General features: G+C 70.0%; 18 protein-coding genes and 1 pseudogene. All 19 read right to left on the reverse strand.

What is annotated here, in order from left to right; all coding sequences use genetic code 11:
• Window positions 1-26: 26 nt before the first annotated feature.
• Window positions 27-749, reverse strand: a complete 723-nt coding sequence (locus ASV56_RS05785; RefSeq protein ID WP_062561161.1) for a DUF2793 domain-containing protein — start codon at window positions 747-749, stop codon at window positions 27-29.
• Entirely contained in the window at window positions 742-4632 is a 3891-nt protein-coding gene (locus tag ASV56_RS05790) for a baseplate multidomain protein megatron (protein ID WP_062561162.1), read from the reverse strand. Before ASV56_RS05790 ends, ASV56_RS05785 begins: the two co-directional genes overlap by 8 nt.
• 18 nt (window positions 4633-4650) lie before the next feature.
• Window positions 4651-5073 (reverse strand): NlpC/P60 family protein, encoded by a 423-nt coding sequence (locus ASV56_RS05795; RefSeq protein WP_062561163.1) that lies wholly within the window; start codon window positions 5071-5073, stop codon window positions 4651-4653.
• Window positions 5070-5891, reverse strand: coding sequence for a DUF2163 domain-containing protein (locus ASV56_RS05800; RefSeq protein ID WP_062561164.1), 822 nt, complete (start codon window positions 5889-5891; stop codon window positions 5070-5072). The genes ASV56_RS05795 and ASV56_RS05800 overlap by 4 nt, the downstream gene beginning before the upstream one ends.
• Window positions 5888-6520, reverse strand: coding sequence for a DUF2460 domain-containing protein (locus tag ASV56_RS05805; protein WP_062561165.1), 633 nt, complete (start codon window positions 6518-6520; stop codon window positions 5888-5890). The genes ASV56_RS05800 and ASV56_RS05805 overlap by 4 nt, the downstream gene beginning before the upstream one ends.
• A gap of 3 nt (window positions 6521-6523) precedes the next feature.
• Complete coding sequence (locus ASV56_RS05810; protein ID WP_062561166.1) at window positions 6524-7192, reverse strand: phage tail tape measure protein; 669 nt, start codon at window positions 7190-7192, stop codon at window positions 6524-6526.
• Between the two features lie 24 nt (window positions 7193-7216).
• Entirely contained in the window at window positions 7217-7429 is a 213-nt protein-coding gene (locus tag ASV56_RS05815; RefSeq protein WP_062561167.1) for a phage tail assembly chaperone, read from the reverse strand.
• A complete protein-coding gene (locus tag ASV56_RS05820) occupies window positions 7426-7743 on the reverse strand; it encodes a gene transfer agent family protein (protein WP_062561168.1) in 318 nt (105 codons plus the stop codon). The genes ASV56_RS05815 and ASV56_RS05820 overlap by 4 nt, the downstream gene beginning before the upstream one ends.
• Window position 7744: 1 nt before the next feature.
• Window positions 7745-8158: pseudogene (locus tag ASV56_RS05825) on the reverse strand (phage major tail protein, TP901-1 family).
• Between the two features lie 12 nt (window positions 8159-8170).
• The gene (locus tag ASV56_RS05830) at window positions 8171-8590 is read right to left on the reverse strand and encodes a DUF3168 domain-containing protein (RefSeq protein ID WP_062561169.1); all 420 of its coding nucleotides are present in this window, start codon (window positions 8588-8590) and stop codon (window positions 8171-8173) included.
• Window positions 8587-8937, reverse strand: a complete 351-nt coding sequence (locus ASV56_RS05835) for a head-tail adaptor protein (protein ID WP_062561170.1) — start codon at window positions 8935-8937, stop codon at window positions 8587-8589. The genes ASV56_RS05830 and ASV56_RS05835 overlap by 4 nt, the downstream gene beginning before the upstream one ends.
• Complete coding sequence (locus ASV56_RS05840; protein WP_062562251.1) at window positions 8934-9548, reverse strand: head-tail connector protein; 615 nt, start codon at window positions 9546-9548, stop codon at window positions 8934-8936. The genes ASV56_RS05835 and ASV56_RS05840 overlap by 4 nt, the downstream gene beginning before the upstream one ends.
• Before the next feature lie 139 nt (window positions 9549-9687).
• Window positions 9688-10854, reverse strand: a complete 1167-nt coding sequence (locus tag ASV56_RS05845) for a phage major capsid protein (protein WP_062561171.1) — start codon at window positions 10852-10854, stop codon at window positions 9688-9690.
• 22 nt (window positions 10855-10876) lie between these two features.
• Window positions 10877-11413, reverse strand: coding sequence for an HK97 family phage prohead protease (locus ASV56_RS05850; protein ID WP_062561172.1), 537 nt, complete (start codon window positions 11411-11413; stop codon window positions 10877-10879).
• A gap of 1 nt (window position 11414) precedes the next feature.
• Window positions 11415-11648 (reverse strand): GTA head formation protein, RCAP_rcc01685 family, encoded by a 234-nt coding sequence (locus tag ASV56_RS05855; RefSeq protein WP_062561173.1) that lies wholly within the window; start codon window positions 11646-11648, stop codon window positions 11415-11417.
• Between the two features lies 1 nt (window position 11649).
• Complete coding sequence (locus ASV56_RS05860) at window positions 11650-12831, reverse strand: phage portal protein (protein WP_062561174.1); 1182 nt, start codon at window positions 12829-12831, stop codon at window positions 11650-11652.
• A gap of 117 nt (window positions 12832-12948) precedes the next feature.
• The gene (locus tag ASV56_RS05865) at window positions 12949-14289 is read right to left on the reverse strand and encodes a DNA-packaging protein (RefSeq protein ID WP_062561175.1); all 1341 of its coding nucleotides are present in this window, start codon (window positions 14287-14289) and stop codon (window positions 12949-12951) included.
• Window positions 14240-14626 carry a permease gene (locus tag ASV56_RS05870; protein ID WP_253879887.1) on the reverse strand — a complete coding sequence of 129 codons (387 nt, stop codon included), beginning with the start codon at window positions 14624-14626 and terminating at the stop codon, window positions 14240-14242. Before ASV56_RS05870 ends, ASV56_RS05865 begins: the two co-directional genes overlap by 50 nt.
• 271 nt (window positions 14627-14897) lie before the next feature.
• Window positions 14898-15344: a hypothetical protein gene (locus ASV56_RS05875; protein ID WP_062561177.1), complete on the reverse strand. Its 447-nt coding sequence runs from the start codon at window positions 15342-15344 to the stop codon at window positions 14898-14900.
• Window positions 15345-15354: the final 10 nt, after the last annotated feature.

The following is a 15354-nucleotide window of genomic DNA, read 5'->3' on the forward strand; positions in this document are numbered from 1 at the left end:
CTGAAACCGACGGGCGCGAAAAGCCGTCAGTCGGGCAGCCGCAACTCCCACCAATGCAGGACCAGCCGCACCCGGCCGCCGGCGAATTGACCGCCGGTCGCGGTCAGGCGCAGGGCGGCCGGCTGCCAGAATACGACCGGAGGCGACAGAAGCCCGCGCGCCCAAGACCCCTGCGCCTTGCCCAGGCCCTGCCCGAACTGGCGCAAGCTGTCGGCGGTGCCCTCGGTTCCCAGCGTCCACGAAGTCGCGCTGCCGGTGATCGCCTGCTGCACCCGTCCGGTGACGCCGATGACCAGCGCCCCCGCCGGAATCATCATCGAGCTCTCGGACCAGGCGCCCGCGCCCAGCGTCACGTCCTCGGACATCTGCCGTGCGATCATGCCCGAGCCATGCTGGCCCAGCGTCACCGCCCCCGGCACCCAGGCGGCACCGTCATGGATCGCCGCCACCCCCTGATCGGCGATCACCGCGCGCCGGCCATAGCCGGGCTGGACGAAGATCCAGCCGCCATTGGCGCCGATGGCGACCTTGCCGCTCTGCCCTTCCCAGGCGTTGACGGCACCCTGCGGCACGCCCCAGCACAGCCCGTCCACCACCGTTTCGGGCGGCGTGGTGCGGGTCAGGCTCTGCAGCACCAGGTCCAGCTGCCCGTCCAGGCGCATCAGCGCGTCATTCACCGTGACATGCTTCTGCGCCTGGGCCGGCAGCAGCAGCGGCAGGTCGCAATTCGCGGTCGTGTTCTCAGGCATCGATCATCCTCCTAGCAAACGGCCCAGCCCCGAACGTGTCGGAAAGCTGCGCCACCTCGACGGCGAAATCGCCCCCGGCCATGGCCTGCGTCCAGGCGTTCTCCGGAACCGCCCAGCGCGGCTCTGAAACCACCGCCTGCGCCAGCACCTGCCCGTCCCTGACCAGCCGGGCCGAGTAACGCTCCTGCGCCTCGCCCAGCGGCACATCGGGCCCGTCCCAGCCGTCGCCCTGCACCCGGGTGCGCCGGATCCAGGTCACGACCCGGCCGGAAATCTCCAGGTGACAGGGCGACAGCGGCCGCAGCCCCGCGCCGCGGAAGGCGGCGGCGATATGGCGATAGCTCGCGTCGTCCGGGCTGCGCGCCGCCGGCCCGATCCGCCAATGCCGCAGCTGGTTGCGGGCCGAGGGTGGCAGGTCCACCTGCTGCGCCGTCCCGTCCAGCAGCACCACGGTGCTGCCGGCGGGCCAGACCTCGGGCATGAAGGCATCCGTGCCCGCCTGCCCGCGCAGCCGGATCGCGATCTCCCACACCCCGGCCGAGACCAGACGCGCCTCGGCGAATTGCAGCAGCTCCCAACCCTCGGCCGAGCCATCACCGATGGCCATCAGGTTGGCCCCCGACATCAACGCCTCGACGCTCGCTGCTTCCAGGTTGCCGCCCTTGACCCGGACCCGCAGCGCCGGCCCGCGGTCCCAAACCCCCGGCCGCGCCGCAGACAGCGGCCCCATGGTCACGCCCATGACCGAAGGCGCCGCCACCGTCATGTTCAGCCCATAGCCGCCGACCTGCTCGGTCGAAACCCAGACCGCCGCCGCGCCCGGCCAGGGCGTCGCCGTCACCGCCAGATGCGGCGCATGCGGCGCCTCGTCGCCGCGCAGCAGCGGCAGGTCCAGAAACAGCGGCCAGACCGGAATCGGCGGCACGAAGGCCCGTGCCACCGCCTCGCCCTCGACCACCCGGGCCGGGCGATAGACCCCCGGCTCGACCCGCACGGCATCGACGGTGATCGCGCCGGCACGCTCGATGCGGTCGATGCGCCAGCGCCGCGCCCCGGCACGCGGCTCGGCCAGCCGCACCACGTCACCCGGGCCAAGATGGCTCAGCGAAGGCGGCAGCGCGAAACGCACCGCATCCCGCGCCACCAGCGACTCCGACAGCCAGCGCTCGGCCATGGCCTGACCCTCGCCCCGCGTCAGCGCCATCGACAGCTCGCTGTCCGAAACCGCCAGGAACTCCGCCCCCGGCATCAGCGTCTCGGCCGTGCGGGCGGCGTAATCCGCCCCCGCCTCGACATGGGTCAGCCGGATGCGCCCGACCATCTCGGCCTCCGCCGCGCGCGAGACCTCGACCGCTTCGACCTCCTCGGCCAGCGCCATGTCGTCCGGGCCAAGCTCGGCATCGACGCCCGCACCGCGCATGGCAAACACCAGCACGCCGTCGCGCTCGACCGCGTCGAAGCCATGCGCCAGCATCAGGGGCTGCAAGGCTGCACGCCCGCTTTCCGCCCCGGTCAGGGCATAGCCGCGCACCAGCCCGCGCAGGCCCTCGGTGTCGAATGCTCGCACCCCCGCCTCGCGGCAGATCTCGGCCACGACATCGGCCAAGGGCACGGCACCGGCACGACCGTTCAGCCAATGCCCCCGCTCCCACGCCGGGCCGTCCGACCACAGGTCGGTGCGCGCCGGAAATGCCGGATAGGGCCGCGCATCCCAGCACCAGACATGCGCCCGGGCCATGTCAATCATCCGCCCCGCCCCGGTCCGGCCAAAGGCCGCCCGCGGCGGATTGTTCGACGGATCGCCCCAGAACTCGGTCATGGCGCGGACATAGGCCGCCTGCATCGGATCGTCGCGCCGCCCGTCCGAGAAATACGGCAGCATCGATTCCGAGCTCATCGCATCCAGGAACTTGTTGGGCTGGTTGGTGCCCTTGTCCAGCGCCGCGCAACCCATCTCGGTGAACCAGATCGGCTTTGACCGAGGCTGCCACGCCGTCGCCTGCGCCTGCCTGGCGCCGCCGATGCGGTTGCGATGCTCGCTCAACCACCAGTTGCGGATGTCCTTGTAGCGCCAGACCCAATGCTCGCCATGCGCGCCATCGACGATCGGCGTGCGCAACTGCATGGTCCGGTCTAGGTCGCGGGCGTAATACCAGTCGTAACCCTCGCCCCCCGCGACATTGGCGCGCAGATAGTCCGGGTTGTCGATCCGCTTCCAGCCGGCGTCCAGATGGTCCTCACCCTCGCGCCAGTCGGACAGAGGCATGTAATTGTCGATGCCGATGAAGTCGATGTTCTCGTCGGCCCACAGCGGGTCCAGATGGAAATGCACGTCGCCATTGCCGGGATGATGGCCGAAATATTCCGACCAGTCGGCGGCATAGCCGATCTTGACCGCCTCGCCCAGAATGCCGCGCACATCCGCCGCCAGCCGCCGCAACTGCTGCACCGCCGGAAAGCTGTTCCCCGCCGCCATGATCGTGGTCAGCCCGATCATCTCGGAGCCGATCAGAAAGGCGTCGATCCCGCCCGCCGCGGCGCAAAGATGCGCATAATGCAGGATGAAGCGGCGATAGGACCACTCCTCCGGCCCATTGTAGCTGATGATCTCGCCATTGCGCGAGAAATGCCCGACCTCGGCCGCGCCGAAGAAGCGCGCGACCTCGGCCGCAGCCGCCGCCGTGCCGGCCGGACTGCCCTCGCGTCCCGCCGCAATGCTGGTGGTGATGCGCCCGCGCCAAGGCATGACCGGCTGATCACCCGCACCGCTCCACGGATCGGGGCGGCCATTGTTCGCCAGTTGCTCCATCAGGATGAACGGATAGAACACCGCCTTACGCCCGCCCTCGGCGATGGCCCGCAGCGCCTGGATGGCCGAGCCGTCCGCCGGCGTGCCGCCATAGATCGGCCGGTCGTTCACCCGCGCGACCTCGGCCGCGCCGCTGCGCCCGACCCCGCCCGCGCGCCAGGCCATTTCGCGCCCGTCCCGCGACAGGTCCTCGACCTTGGGCCGAACCGTGCATTCACCGACCCGCAGGTCGTCGCCGAACCAGGACACCACCAGCGAGATCGAGCCGACATTGGGCAGTTCGCGCCCCAACACCCGCATCGAGGCCTGGAAATCCGTCGGCGCCAGCGCGGTGTTGTGGTTGATGACCTGGGTCTCGCCCAGGCCCTTGTCATAGCTGACCGCCTGGGTCGCCAACGAATATTCGCCGGTGCCCGGGATCATCGCCACGGCCCGCACCTCGCGCGACAGCCCGCGGCCCTGTTTCGCCGCGCGCGTCACCTCAAAGGACAGCTGCGGCACGCGATTGCCCCATTTCTCCAGCGCCAGATCCTCGAAGACGACATAGGCGATGCCGCGATAGGCCGGCGCCGCGTCACCCTCTTGCGCGGCGATCACCGGGTCGGGCAGCTGCGCCTCGTCGCCCGGATAGACGCGCATGTTCAGATCATCGGCCGCGACCTCCTCGCCATCGGCCCAGACCCGGCCGATGCCCAGGATCGGCCCTTCGCAGATCGCCAGCGCGAAGCTCAGCCGATAGCTGATCGAGGTCACGCTGGGGCCCGTGCCCTTGCCGCCGCCCTGCTTGCGCCGCACCTCGACCAGAGGCCCGGCCCAGATCGCATGGCCCGGCACCCGCATCTGTCCCCACAGCCGCGGGATCGGCGTGCCCTCGCCTGCGGTCTGGATGCGCATGCGGTCCACGCGGCCGGTCTCGACCGCCTTCGAGCCCGAGCCCAGCAGGCGCTGGTCGATGACCCGGCCCAGGGTGGCGCCCACGGCCCGGCCGATGACGGCACCCGAAAGCCCAAGAATCGTGCCGCCGAAGCCGGCCCCCACCGATGCCCCGACCGCCGACAGCAGAATCGTCGCCATTGCGCCCTCACCTTTCCCTTACAGCGGCGGAAACCGGAACCGCCCGGCGATCCGCGCTCGCCACGGCGCCGACAGCGGGCTTTCGACCACGCCATGCCGGTCATAGGCATGGACGAAGCTCGGCGCCGCGCCGGTTTCCGCCAGAATTCCCATATGCTTGGCGACCGCCCCGACCCTCATGCGAAAGATCAGCACATCGCCCGGCTGCTCGTCCGGGGCCGGCCGCAGCAAGCGACCGGCCCCACCCAGCAGCAACTCGCTCCCGCCGGCCTCGCCCCAGTCGGGGGTATAGGCCGGCATCCTCTCGGGTTCGGGGCCATAAAGCTCGCGCCAGACGCCCCGCACCAGCCCCAGGCAATCCGTCCCGACACCCTTGACCGAGCATTGATGCACGTAAGGCGTCCCGATCCAGGCCCGGGCGGCATCGACCACCACGCTCATCGGTTCACCTTGGGCGCGATCAGCCAGTCCTCGGGCGGCAGATGCGGAAAGCCGCGAAAGTTCAGATAGTTCAGGAACTTCATGCGGCAGGTCTCGCCCCGCTTGTCGCAACCCGCGATCAGCTTGACGCGGTCGCCGGCGGCCGGATGGATGCCAAGCCCGGTCCAAAGCTCGACCTCGCGCCGCCCGCCGGCGGCGGCCAGGTCGATCTTGACCATGCCCGACAGCCCCTGCGCCACACCCGACAGCACCAGCAGCCGGCCATGCTCGAACCAGCGGGCATCCAGGCCCGAGACCCCGGACAACACGAAACGCTGCCCGTCCTCGACCGATTGCACCACGCCCTCGGCCGAATAGCCCGCCCGCGTCAGATCGAACCGGCACATGCCATCCCCAAGCTCGGCCGAGCAGCGGGGGTGATAGACCCGCCCCTGGCCCCGGTTCAGCGGCTCGGACAGCCCGCGCAACTCGGCCCGAAAGGCCGCGCCGCTGCGCACCACCTCGCCCAGGTGACCGCGAAAGATCAGCCGTCGGTTGGCGGTATCGGCCCAGTCCACCTCCCACAGCCGCACGTCGGCCGCGTCCCAGCGCCCGGCCATCAGATCGGCCTCGGTGATCGCCGTGTCGGACAGCGCCCCCACCGCCTCGCTGTTGTCCACCGACAGGCCCGAGCTTTGCACCACCGCCCGCGCCGTCAGCCCGCTGTCGGGGCGAAAGGCAATGCCGTCGAAGGCCAGCGCCCGGTCGTGGTCGGTAAAGCCCAGCACCAGCCCGTCGCTGCGGGAAACCGCCCAGGCCCGCGCAATCGTCTCGCTCATATCCGCACCTCGACCACCGGCACCTGCGGCAGGTCCCCCGCCTGGAAGGACGAGACCGAGACCGCGATCCGGTCCGTATCGAAGCGCACCGGCACGTCGAACTCGAACCCGGCCGTCACCACCGCCCCCGCATCGGGCGGCACGGCAAAGCTGATCTCGCCGCTCGCCAGATCGACCGTGAAATCGACCCCTTCGCGCTTCTCGACAGCCCCGACCCCGGCCAATACCGAGCCCTCGACCGGCTTCGCCACCGGCCGCCAATAGCGCGCCGGACCCGAGGCATAGGCCTTGCGCAGCGCAAACACCCGCTGCACCCCGTCGCCCACACCCAGATCCTGGTCCAGATGGCTCGGCGCCACGCTGGGCGCGCAGGATTTGAAATCCGCCCAATCCTTCCAGCGAAAGCCGTGCATCTGCCCGGCCCGCGCCTCGAAGAAGGCGATCAGCGCCGCCACGTCGTCCAGAGAGCGCAGCCCCAGCCCGGCGTCATAGCGCCGGCGCGAATGCGCCCAAGGCGTGCGGCGTTCCTCGTGGCCGTTGGTCAGCGTCACGATCTCGGTGCGCCGTTCCGGCCCGCCGACCGAGCCGAAGGACAGGTTCGCCGGGAACCTGATCTCGTGAAAAGCCATGGATCACCCGTTCCTTTCGCCGCGCGCCAAGAGCCGCCCCAGTTGCGAGGCGATCTGGCTCTGGCTGCGCTGGAACCCCGTCACGTCCGGGGTCGAGACATTGAAGGTCACGTTCACTGCCCGGCCGCCGCCACCAGCCGCCGCAACGCCCAGCCGGCCATCGGCGCCACGCCGCAAGGGCATGATCGCCTCGGCCCCGGCCTCGCCCATCAGCCCGGTCGCGCCGCGCATCGGGAAATAGGTCGGCTGGCTGATCACGCCACCCTTGGCAAAGGGCATCACCCGCCCCTGCGAGAAGGCCCCGCCATTGGCAAAGGGCAGCGCGCCCGACACCATGCCGTTCACCCCCTGCGCGATCGCGCCCGCCAAGGCCTGCTCGATCGGCTTCATCGCCACGGAAAACGCCGTGTCCGCCATGCTGCGCGCGATGCCCTTCAGCGCGTCGCTCAGCTTCAGACCGTCGAAGACCAGGCCCGAGAACGCCCGCCGCAGGCCGCTGCCGATGCCTTGGGTCAGCGTGCCGACCTCGCGCCCGGTATAGACCATCGACTCGCGCAGCCGGGCCAGTTCGGCCTCGAACTCCGCCGTCATGCGGCCGGTCTGGTCCATGCTCTTGCCCAGGTTGACCGGGCCGTCCTCGTCCAGCCGGTCGAATCCGTCCTTGTTCGCCACGACGGCGCCTCCTTCTTCGATGTTTCAGCCTGCTGGCCGGTCGGGATAGCGCGCGACCAGCTCCGCCAGCCTGTCGCGGGTCATCGCCCCGCCCTTGCCCGGCTCGATGCCCAGCATCAGCGCCAGTTCAGCCGGGGTCAGCGCCCAGAACGCGGCCGGCGTCAGCCCCAGCCCACCCAGCCGCGCCGGCCCGATGCCCATGCGCAGCAGGCCGGGCCAGTCCAGCCCGGCGCTCATGTGCCCTCGATGCGGAAGGCCCGCGCCAGCAGCGCCGCCGCGGCATGGGCGGCGCCCACCGGCCCGCCCTTGAACTCGGCCGCCATCAGCGCGTCCAGGTCGCCCGCCCAACCACCGCCGCGCAATCCCGCGACCAGCACGGCCAGAACGTCGCGGCTGGAAAAGCGGCCGCTCTCGAAGCGCTCGACCAGCGCGATCATGCTCTCGGCGCCCAGCTCGGCCTCAAGCCCCGCCAGCGCGCCCAGCGTCAGCCTGGCGACATGCGGCCGGCCGTCCAGCACGATCTCGACCTCTCCCGCCAGCGGATTGACCATCTCAGAACGCGACGAAGCTGATGACGCCCGCGCTGGCCATGGAAATCTCATAACTCGCCTCGCCATTGTAACTGCCCGCATATTCCAGAGAGGTGATCTGGAACGGCCCCTCGACCGCGCCGAAATCCGGGATCACCACCTGAAAGCGCGGCACCTCGCCGTCAAAGAACACCTGCCGCGCCCGCTAGTCCGTGGTCCCGTCCCGGAACACCCCGGATCCCGAGATGCTGGCCGAGCGCACCCCCGCCCCGCCCAGAAGCTCGCGCCAGCGGCCCTCGCTCTCCAGGCTCGTCACATCCACCGTCTCGGCGTTGAATCCCAGCCGGGTCGCGCGCAGGCCCGCGATGGTCTCGAACTGGCCGTCGCCGGTCATGTCCATCTTGATCAGCAGGTCGCGTCCGTTCTGCACCGCCATGTCCGTCTCTCCTCAACCCAGGTCAATGCGCGCGCGAAAGGTCAGGTCGACCCGCCGCCCCGCGCCGTTCTCGGCCCGCCGCGCGCGGGCGCGCAGGAACCACAGCCCCACCAGATGCCCGCGGGCCAGCGCGATCTCGGCCGCCTCCAGCGCGTCCGAAACCGCCACCGCCGCCGCCTTGATCGCGGCAAAACCGCTCGACTCGTCCGACCCCGACAGGACCGAGACCACGAAATCATGGCTCGCGCCCGCCGCCGTCATATCGCCGGCGTCGCGCACCTCCTCGGGACCCAGCGCGACATAGGTGCCGGCCGGCGCCGCGACCGGCATCGCGTCATAGATCGCGTCGCCGACCAGGTCGTGCAGCGGCTGGCTGCCGCGCAACGCCTCATAGACCGCCGCCTGAAGCGCGGCCGTCGCTGCATAGCTCATGCCAGGGACTCCTCTTTCGCGACGCAGACCAGCCAGCAGCCGGCCGCATCCGCCTCGGCCACCGCCTCGATGCGAAAGCGCCGCGCCGCCGCGCCCTCGCCCATGCGGAACCTCTGCTCCGGGCGCGGGCGCCGCGCGTCGCCGGCAGGCGCCGCCCTGACGGTGATCCGCCAGGCGACGACGCTCTGCGCCCCGACCTCGGCGAAACGCTCGGCCCCCGCGCCCGACCGCATCTCGGCCCAAAGCTGCCCGACATCCTGCCAGGCCAGCCGGAACCCGCCCATCCCATCCGGCTCGCGCACCGGTGTCTCGACCACCAGCGGCACCGTCAGCCGCGGCGCGCTCATGCCCGGCCGCGCGACCGGCCGCGCCCTCCCAGCACCCGGACCGAACGCCAGCGTTCGATCAGCGCGCTGACCCCGAAGGGCATCGCGCCCTGGCTGCCCTCGAAGCTGCGATCCTCGTGATAGCGCGCGGCGAGCATCAGCACCGCCTGCGCCAGATCCGCCGGCACCGAATCCCACCAGGGCCCGAACCCCGCCGAAAAGGTCACCGTCACGAAGCCGCCGCGGGGAACGGTCGGCAGCCATGCGCCCACCGGCAGCAGCATCGGCCGCTGCATGTCCTGCACCAGCCGCCAGCCGCCCTCGACCGGCACGACGACGCCGGCCGCATCGGTGATCTCGACCCGCTCGACGCTGCCGACCGGCGCCAGCGGCAGGGGCTGGCCCGCCGGGTCGCGCCATTCCTCCAGCCGCAGCCGGAACTGCCGCGTCAGCAGCACCTTGCCGGTCCGCGCCTCGATGGTGGCAATGGCGGCGCGCAGAAAGCCCGCCAGCGCGGCGGTCTCGGCCGCGTCCACAGCCATGTCAAAGCCGGTTCCCAACCGCAGGTGGTCGCGCAACCCTGCGACGGGCAGCGCCTCGATGGCGGGCGCCGTCAATTCCACAAGCATCATCTTCATCTCTCCCGTGCGCACGGAGGCTGCATCCCAAGGGCGGAAAAAGGGGGCCGCGCATGCCCGCCGTCGCGCGTGCGGACAGTTGCTTGGCCGGTTCGTCGGGCATCGCCCGCGCGGCCCCCGCTTCGGCCGTGGATCAGCCGAAGACCATCAGCTTGATGGCGCGGGCGTCGGTGACGCCACCGCCGACGCGCTTGGTGGCATAGAACAGCACATGCGGCTTGGCCGAGAAGGGATCGCGCAGCACCCGCAGGTCCGGCCGCTCGACGATGGTATAGGCCGAGCGGAAGTCACCGAAGGCGATCGAGAACGAGCCGCGCGCGATGTCGGGCATGTCCTCGCACAGCAGCACCGGATAGCCCAGCAGCTGCGGCGGCTGGCCCATGGCCAGGCTGTCGGCCCACAGGAAGCGGCCGTCGGTGTCGCGCATCTTGCGCACGGCGGCGGCGGTCTTCGAGTTCATCACGAAGCTCGCATTGGCGCGGTATTGCGCGCCCAGCGCATAGACCAGGTCGATCAGCGCATTGGCCGGGTTGGTCGCCGCGAAATCGCCGTCCCCGCCCGAGGCGATGGTGCCGATCTGCACATTGGTCGCGCTGGCATTGGCGGCCTTGGCATGGGTCAGGAAGCCCTTGGGCTTGTTCACGCCGTCGCCGCTGATAAAGGCCGTGGCCTCGGCGCGGGCGAATTTCTCGGCGATGCGGCCGGCAAGCCAGCTTTCCACGTCGAAGGCCGCGTCGTCCAGCAGGCGCTGGCTGGCCTTGGGCATGGCCGACAGCTCATGCACCGGGATCACCACGCGCTGCACGGTCGAGGTGCCGGTCTCGGCCTGGGTGCCGGCCTCGGTCGACCAGCCGCTGGCTATGTCGCCCATGTCGACCAGCATCTCGAAATTGGCCGATTCCACGGTGACGACATTCGCCACCCGGCGCAGCGAGGCGGTGACGTTCAGCGCGTCCTGCACCTGCAAGGCCACCGTCGGCGCCGCCAAGAAGCCGCCGTCCGAGCTCGAGGTCATCGCCTTGCCTTCCAGCGGCAACCCGCGCAGCGCACCGTCGTCGCCATGGCGGATATAGGCGTCGAAGGCCTTCTGATGCGGCGCGCCCTGATCGGCCTCGGCCGACAGAGGGGCGCGGGCGCGGGAAAGGGTCTTGCGGTCCAGCATGGTCATGCGTTGTTCCTGTGCTTCCAGTCGTTTCTGAATATCGGTGCGGAAAACCTTGAGTTCATTGACGAACCCCAGCATCTCGGCCCCCAGGTCGCCGGGCATGTCCGCCCCGGCCGCGGCTTTCACCTCGGTCATCGTCCCCTCCGCTTGGTGAAACTCACTCGGCGCGCAGCGCCTTGGTCGCGGCCCGAAAGGCCGCCGCCAATTCCAATGCACCGTCGGACTTGCGCCCGACCTTGGCCTCGGCCAGCATCGGGAAGGTGACCAGCGACACCTCCCACAGCTCGACCTCGGAAAGCAGCCGCCGGCCCTTGCCGTCGCGCTCGGCGGAAATGGTGCGATAGCCGATCGACAGCCCGTCGATGGCCCCGGCCACGATCAGCGCGGCGGCCTCGCGGGCCTGCGCCACCTCGGGCAGCAGGCGCCCCTTGACCCACAGGCCCTTGTCGTCCTCGCGGATCTCGTCCCAGACGCCGATGGGCCGGGCGGGATCGTGCTGCCACAGCATGCGCACCTTGTCGCCGCGCGCCTGCAGCCGCTTCAGGCTGGCGGCATAGGCGCCCTTGACGACAATGTCGCCGCCCTGGTCGGCCAGGCCGAACAGGCTGGCGTAACCCTCCAGCTGCGTGCCGTCCGACACCAGCGCCGCGCCGGCCGCATATTTCAGCTCCAGCCCGTAATCCTTTGAATGCACGTCAGCCTCCTTTCGGGGTAAAACTCAGGATCGACTGCACGGCCTGGGTCAGGATCACGGCGACGACGCCATAGACCGTCATCCACAGCCGCCGCTCCAGCCCCTCGATCAGCCCCTCGATCCGCTCCAGCCGCCGCTCGACCTGGCCGAATTGCAGCGCCATGATCCGCTCCTGCGTGTCGAAGCGCTGGTCGTGCCAGTCGAAGGGCTCCTTGACGAAGCGCGAGCCCTCCATCTCAGCCCTCCGCCAAGGGCGGCAGGCCCAGGGCGGCGCGCTTCTCGGCCTCGGTCAGGAAGCCCGCCTCGCCGATGCGGCGCCAATGGCTGTCGCGCTCCTCGGCCAGCGCCGGAACCTGGTCCGGATCGGCCCGCAGGTCGATCTCGGCGCCCAGATGCTCGCTGAGCCACCAAGCCACCGCGCTCGCGACCCGTGCCACCAGGGGCAGCACGGTCAGACGGTAAAACGCCCGATGCGCCTCGGCGTAATTGGCATAGGTCTCCTCGCCCGGAATGCCGATCAGCATCGGCGGCACGCCGAAGGCCTGCGCGATCTCCCGCGCCGCCGCCAGCTTGGTCTCGTGAAACTCCATGTCGCTGGGCGAGAACCCCATCGGCTTCCAGTCGAGCCCGCCCTCCAGCAGCATCGGCCGCCCGGCGTTCCGCGCGCCCTGGTGGTGCATCTCCATCTCGGTCACCAGCCGGTCATACTGATCCGGCGACAGCGCGCCCTGCCCGTCCGCGCCCTTGTAGACGATGGCCCCGCTCGGCCGCGCCGCATTGTCCAAAAGCGCCTTCGACCAGCTCGAGGCGCTGTTGTGCACATCCACCGCCACCGCCGCCGCCTGCATCGGCGACAAGCCGTAATGATCGTCCAGCGGATGGAAGCTGCGGATATGGCAGATCGGATCCGGACTGCCCGCCATGTCGAAACGGTACTTGCGCCCGCCCACCGCATATTCATAGGCCGAGGGCCAGCCATCCTCGCCCGGCACCACCGCCATCCGGTCCGAGCGCAGCACATGCAGCTCGGCCGGCAGCCCCTTGGCGCCCTCGCCCACGGCCTCCAGATAGCCGTTGCCGCTCAGCAGGACCTGCCCGAACAGCGCCTCGAACAGCTCGGCCCGGCCCTGTCCGGCATTGGGCCGCCGCAGCAGGTCCAGCACCGGATGCACGTCATAGCGCCGCTCGCGATCCTGGCAGACCAGCGGCACGGCCGCGGCGGCCTCGGCGATCAGCCGCACGGCACGGAACCCGACCGGATTGCCGACAAAGCCGGCATGGGTCAGGCTGACCGTGTCGCGCGGCGACCAGACCACCCGCCCCGAGCCTGCCGCCAGCGCCACCACCTTGCCCGCGGCGCTTGCCTTCTTCTCGACCTCCGCGGGCGCAGCCCCCCGCCCGAACCAGGGAAATGCCATCGGTCCCTCCTGAATCTCCAATGAAAAAGGGCCGCTCACGCGACCCTCCACGACCCCAAAAGGCCCTTCTTTCTTGCGTAAATATCCCGGGGTCCGGGGCAGAGCCCCGGTCCGGCGCTACAGCCCCCGCACCTGCGGTCGGCGCCAGGCCGCACCGGGCTCGATCACCAGCTCATGGATCGCCCAGACCAGCGCATCCAGCCGGTCGGGCGAGCCCTTGCCATCATAACCCGCGACGGTCATCCGGCACATCTGGTCCTCCAGCGCGCCCAGGCCGCGCAGGTGATGCACCCGCCCCTGCTCATAGAGCGCCGCAACCGGCTCGGCCCGCAGCCCCTTGCCGCGCCCGGCCCGCAAGGCCCGGAACGGCACCAGCGGATCGACCTGGCGGATCACGCTTTCGACCAGGTCGCCGCCCTGGTTGACCTCGGCCACCAGCCGTTCGGCGCCATGGCGCTGCATCGCCGCGATGGCGGCCCGCGCCCAGTCCACCGGCCCGCCCCGGACCGAGGCATCCTCCAGCACATAGACCCGCCAGTCGGTGATCGGCCCCTCACTGACCACGCCCGCCACGACGATGCCGCATTCGTCCGAAGCCGCGCCCGAGGTCACCGCCGGATCGACCGCCACCACGACGCGCGACAGCTTCGGGCAAGCCTCGACCCGACACCGCTCGACCATCCCGGTGGTCCACAGCGCCCCCTCGACATCCTCCAGCAGCAAGCCTTCCAGCTCCTGCCGGCCCAGCCGCGTCCCGGCATAGCGCGCCTCGACCTCGGCCAGAAAGCTCTCGGCCAGATAGGCACGGTTCGCCTCGGTCGGCGCATGGGTGGTCACGGTCGAGGCATTGCCCAGAATCCGCTTCAGCACCGCGACATTCTTCGGCGTGGTGGTGACGACCTGCTGCGGATGCGCACCCAGCCGCAACGCGAATTGCAGCATGTCCCAGGTCTCCTCGGCCTTCTTCCACTTCGCCAGCTCGTCGACCCAGGCCGCGTCGAACTGCGGCCCCCGCAGCGCCTCGGGTTCATGCGCCGAATAGACCTGCGCGGTCGCGCCATTCGGCCAGAGCAGCCGGCGCCGCCCGGCCTCCCAGACCGGGCGCCGGTCGGGCGGCGAACAGGCCAGGATGCCCGACTCGCCAAAGACCATCACATCCCGCGCCTGGTCGAAGGTCTCGGACACCAGCGCCACGCGATGCGCCCGCCCGGGCGCATCCGGCGTCGGCCCTTCGACCTGCGCGCGCACCCATTCGGACCCGGCCCGGGTCTTGCCCGCACCGCGCCCGCCCATGATGACCCAGGTCTTCCAGTCGCCCTCGGGCGGCAGCTGATGCGGCAGCGCCCAGAACTCGAACAGCCACGGCAGCGCGGCCAGGGCATTGTCGCTCAACCCCCCCAGGAATTCGTCAACCTCCCCCGGCTCGGCGGAGGCAAGCCAGGCGGCGCCCGATTTCATCTCGTGCCGCGACAAGGTCGAGTGCGCCTGCACCGACCTGTCCGGCAGCATCCTTGCGAAGCTTGTCAACCTTGGTCCTTTCCTCCAGCACCATCTGGGTCGCGTCCCGCAGGGCGCGCACCAGCTTGCCGGATTCCTTCAAATCGTCGGTCTCGCCCGCCGTGATCTTGCGGCGAAGCCGGTCCAGATCCGCCGCATAGGACCGAAACAGCCCGTCCGCGATCTCGACCACGCTGATGTCGGGCGCCCCGCCGGCGCCCAGGCTCATGTCAGGCGCCATGCCGGCGCCGGGCACGAAAGGCCCTTCCGGAGCCTCAGGCCCCGGATCGAAGTTCATCGTCATTCGTGTGTCGCCCTGCCCTCGTGTGCCTGTCCGCACGAGCGAGACATGAAAAAAGCGGCCTCAGGTCGCCCGACCCGGCCGCTTGCCCATTTCTCCCAGCATGGATAAGTTCTACTCTAAGGCGTGCGTTAAGTCAACGCAAAACCGAAGGTTGATCGACCTTCCATTAATCCTTGTTGAAAAACAATGAAGTAACCGGCGCAACACCAGCGCACGACCCGCGCAACAGCGGCCGAAAACCGGGCGGAATCGCCCGGGAATCGCCTCAGTCCGATTTCTTCAGCGCCTCGGCCTTGGCGCGCGCCTCGGCGGCGGCGGCGACGGCGGTGCTGGCCTCGTCCTGCATCTGCTGGGCATAGCTCACCATGGTCGCGGCATAGGCCTCGGACCAGTCGGCGTAATCCTCGGCCTGCATGGATTCGGCCTTGCTGCGCAATTCCTCGGCCTTGGCGCGGGTCTTGGCGACCTGCTCGTCCCAGCCCTCCTGCATCTGGCCCCATTGCGCGCGGACGTTCTCGCTCGCATCGTCCAGATAGCCTTGGATCTGCTTGTTCAGATCCTCCTGCCGGGTCTTGGCATTCTCCTGCCAGCGCCGGGCACTGGCCATCAGACCGTCGCCCTTGGCCTCCATCTCCTCCTGCCATTTCCTGACCCGCGTCTCGAAGCCGCGGGCATTCTCGGCCAGGCCGGACAAAAGATCGGACAGTTTCATCGCTGCATCT

It is taken from the genome of Paracoccus aminovorans, assembly GCF_001546115.1.
GTDB classification, from domain to species: domain Bacteria; phylum Pseudomonadota; class Alphaproteobacteria; order Rhodobacterales; family Rhodobacteraceae; genus Paracoccus; species Paracoccus aminovorans_B.

Coding starts and splice junctions, on each gene's coding strand:
- ASV56_RS05785 (WP_062561161.1), bottom strand. CDS start 749: ATGCCTGAGAACACGACCGCGAATTGCGACCTGCCGCTGCTGCTGCCG.
- ASV56_RS05790 (WP_062561162.1), bottom strand. CDS start 4,632: ATGGCGACGATTCTGCTGTCGGCGGTCGGGGCATCGGTGGGGGCCGGC.
- ASV56_RS05795 (WP_062561163.1), bottom strand. CDS start 5,073: ATGAGCGTGGTGGTCGATGCCGCCCGGGCCTGGATCGGGACGCCTTAC.
- ASV56_RS05800 (WP_062561164.1), bottom strand. CDS start 5,891: ATGAGCGAGACGATTGCGCGGGCCTGGGCGGTTTCCCGCAGCGACGGG.
- ASV56_RS05805 (WP_062561165.1), bottom strand. CDS start 6,520: ATGGCTTTTCACGAGATCAGGTTCCCGGCGAACCTGTCCTTCGGCTCG.
- ASV56_RS05815 (WP_062561167.1), bottom strand. CDS start 7,429: ATGAGCGCCGGGCTGGACTGGCCCGGCCTGCTGCGCATGGGCATCGGG.
- ASV56_RS05820 (WP_062561168.1), bottom strand. CDS start 7,743: ATGGTCAATCCGCTGGCGGGAGAGGTCGAGATCGTGCTGGACGGCCGG.
- ASV56_RS05830 (WP_062561169.1), bottom strand. CDS start 8,590: ATGAGCTATGCAGCGACGGCCGCGCTTCAGGCGGCGGTCTATGAGGCG.
- ASV56_RS05835 (WP_062561170.1), bottom strand. CDS start 8,937: ATGAGCGCGCCGCGGCTGACGGTGCCGCTGGTGGTCGAGACACCGGTG.
- ASV56_RS05840 (WP_062562251.1), bottom strand. CDS start 9,548: ATGATGCTTGTGGAATTGACGGCGCCCGCCATCGAGGCGCTGCCCGTC.
- ASV56_RS05845 (WP_062561171.1), bottom strand. CDS start 10,854: ATGACCGAGGTGAAAGCCGCGGCCGGGGCGGACATGCCCGGCGACCTG.
- ASV56_RS05855 (WP_062561173.1), bottom strand. CDS start 11,648: ATGGAGGGCTCGCGCTTCGTCAAGGAGCCCTTCGACTGGCACGACCAG.
- ASV56_RS05860 (WP_062561174.1), bottom strand. CDS start 12,831: ATGGCATTTCCCTGGTTCGGGCGGGGGGCTGCGCCCGCGGAGGTCGAG.
- ASV56_RS05865 (WP_062561175.1), bottom strand. CDS start 14,289: ATGAAATCGGGCGCCGCCTGGCTTGCCTCCGCCGAGCCGGGGGAGGTT.
- ASV56_RS05870 (WP_253879887.1), bottom strand. CDS start 14,626: ATGAACTTCGATCCGGGGCCTGAGGCTCCGGAAGGGCCTTTCGTGCCC.
- ASV56_RS05875 (WP_062561177.1), bottom strand. CDS start 15,344: ATGAAACTGTCCGATCTTTTGTCCGGCCTGGCCGAGAATGCCCGCGGC.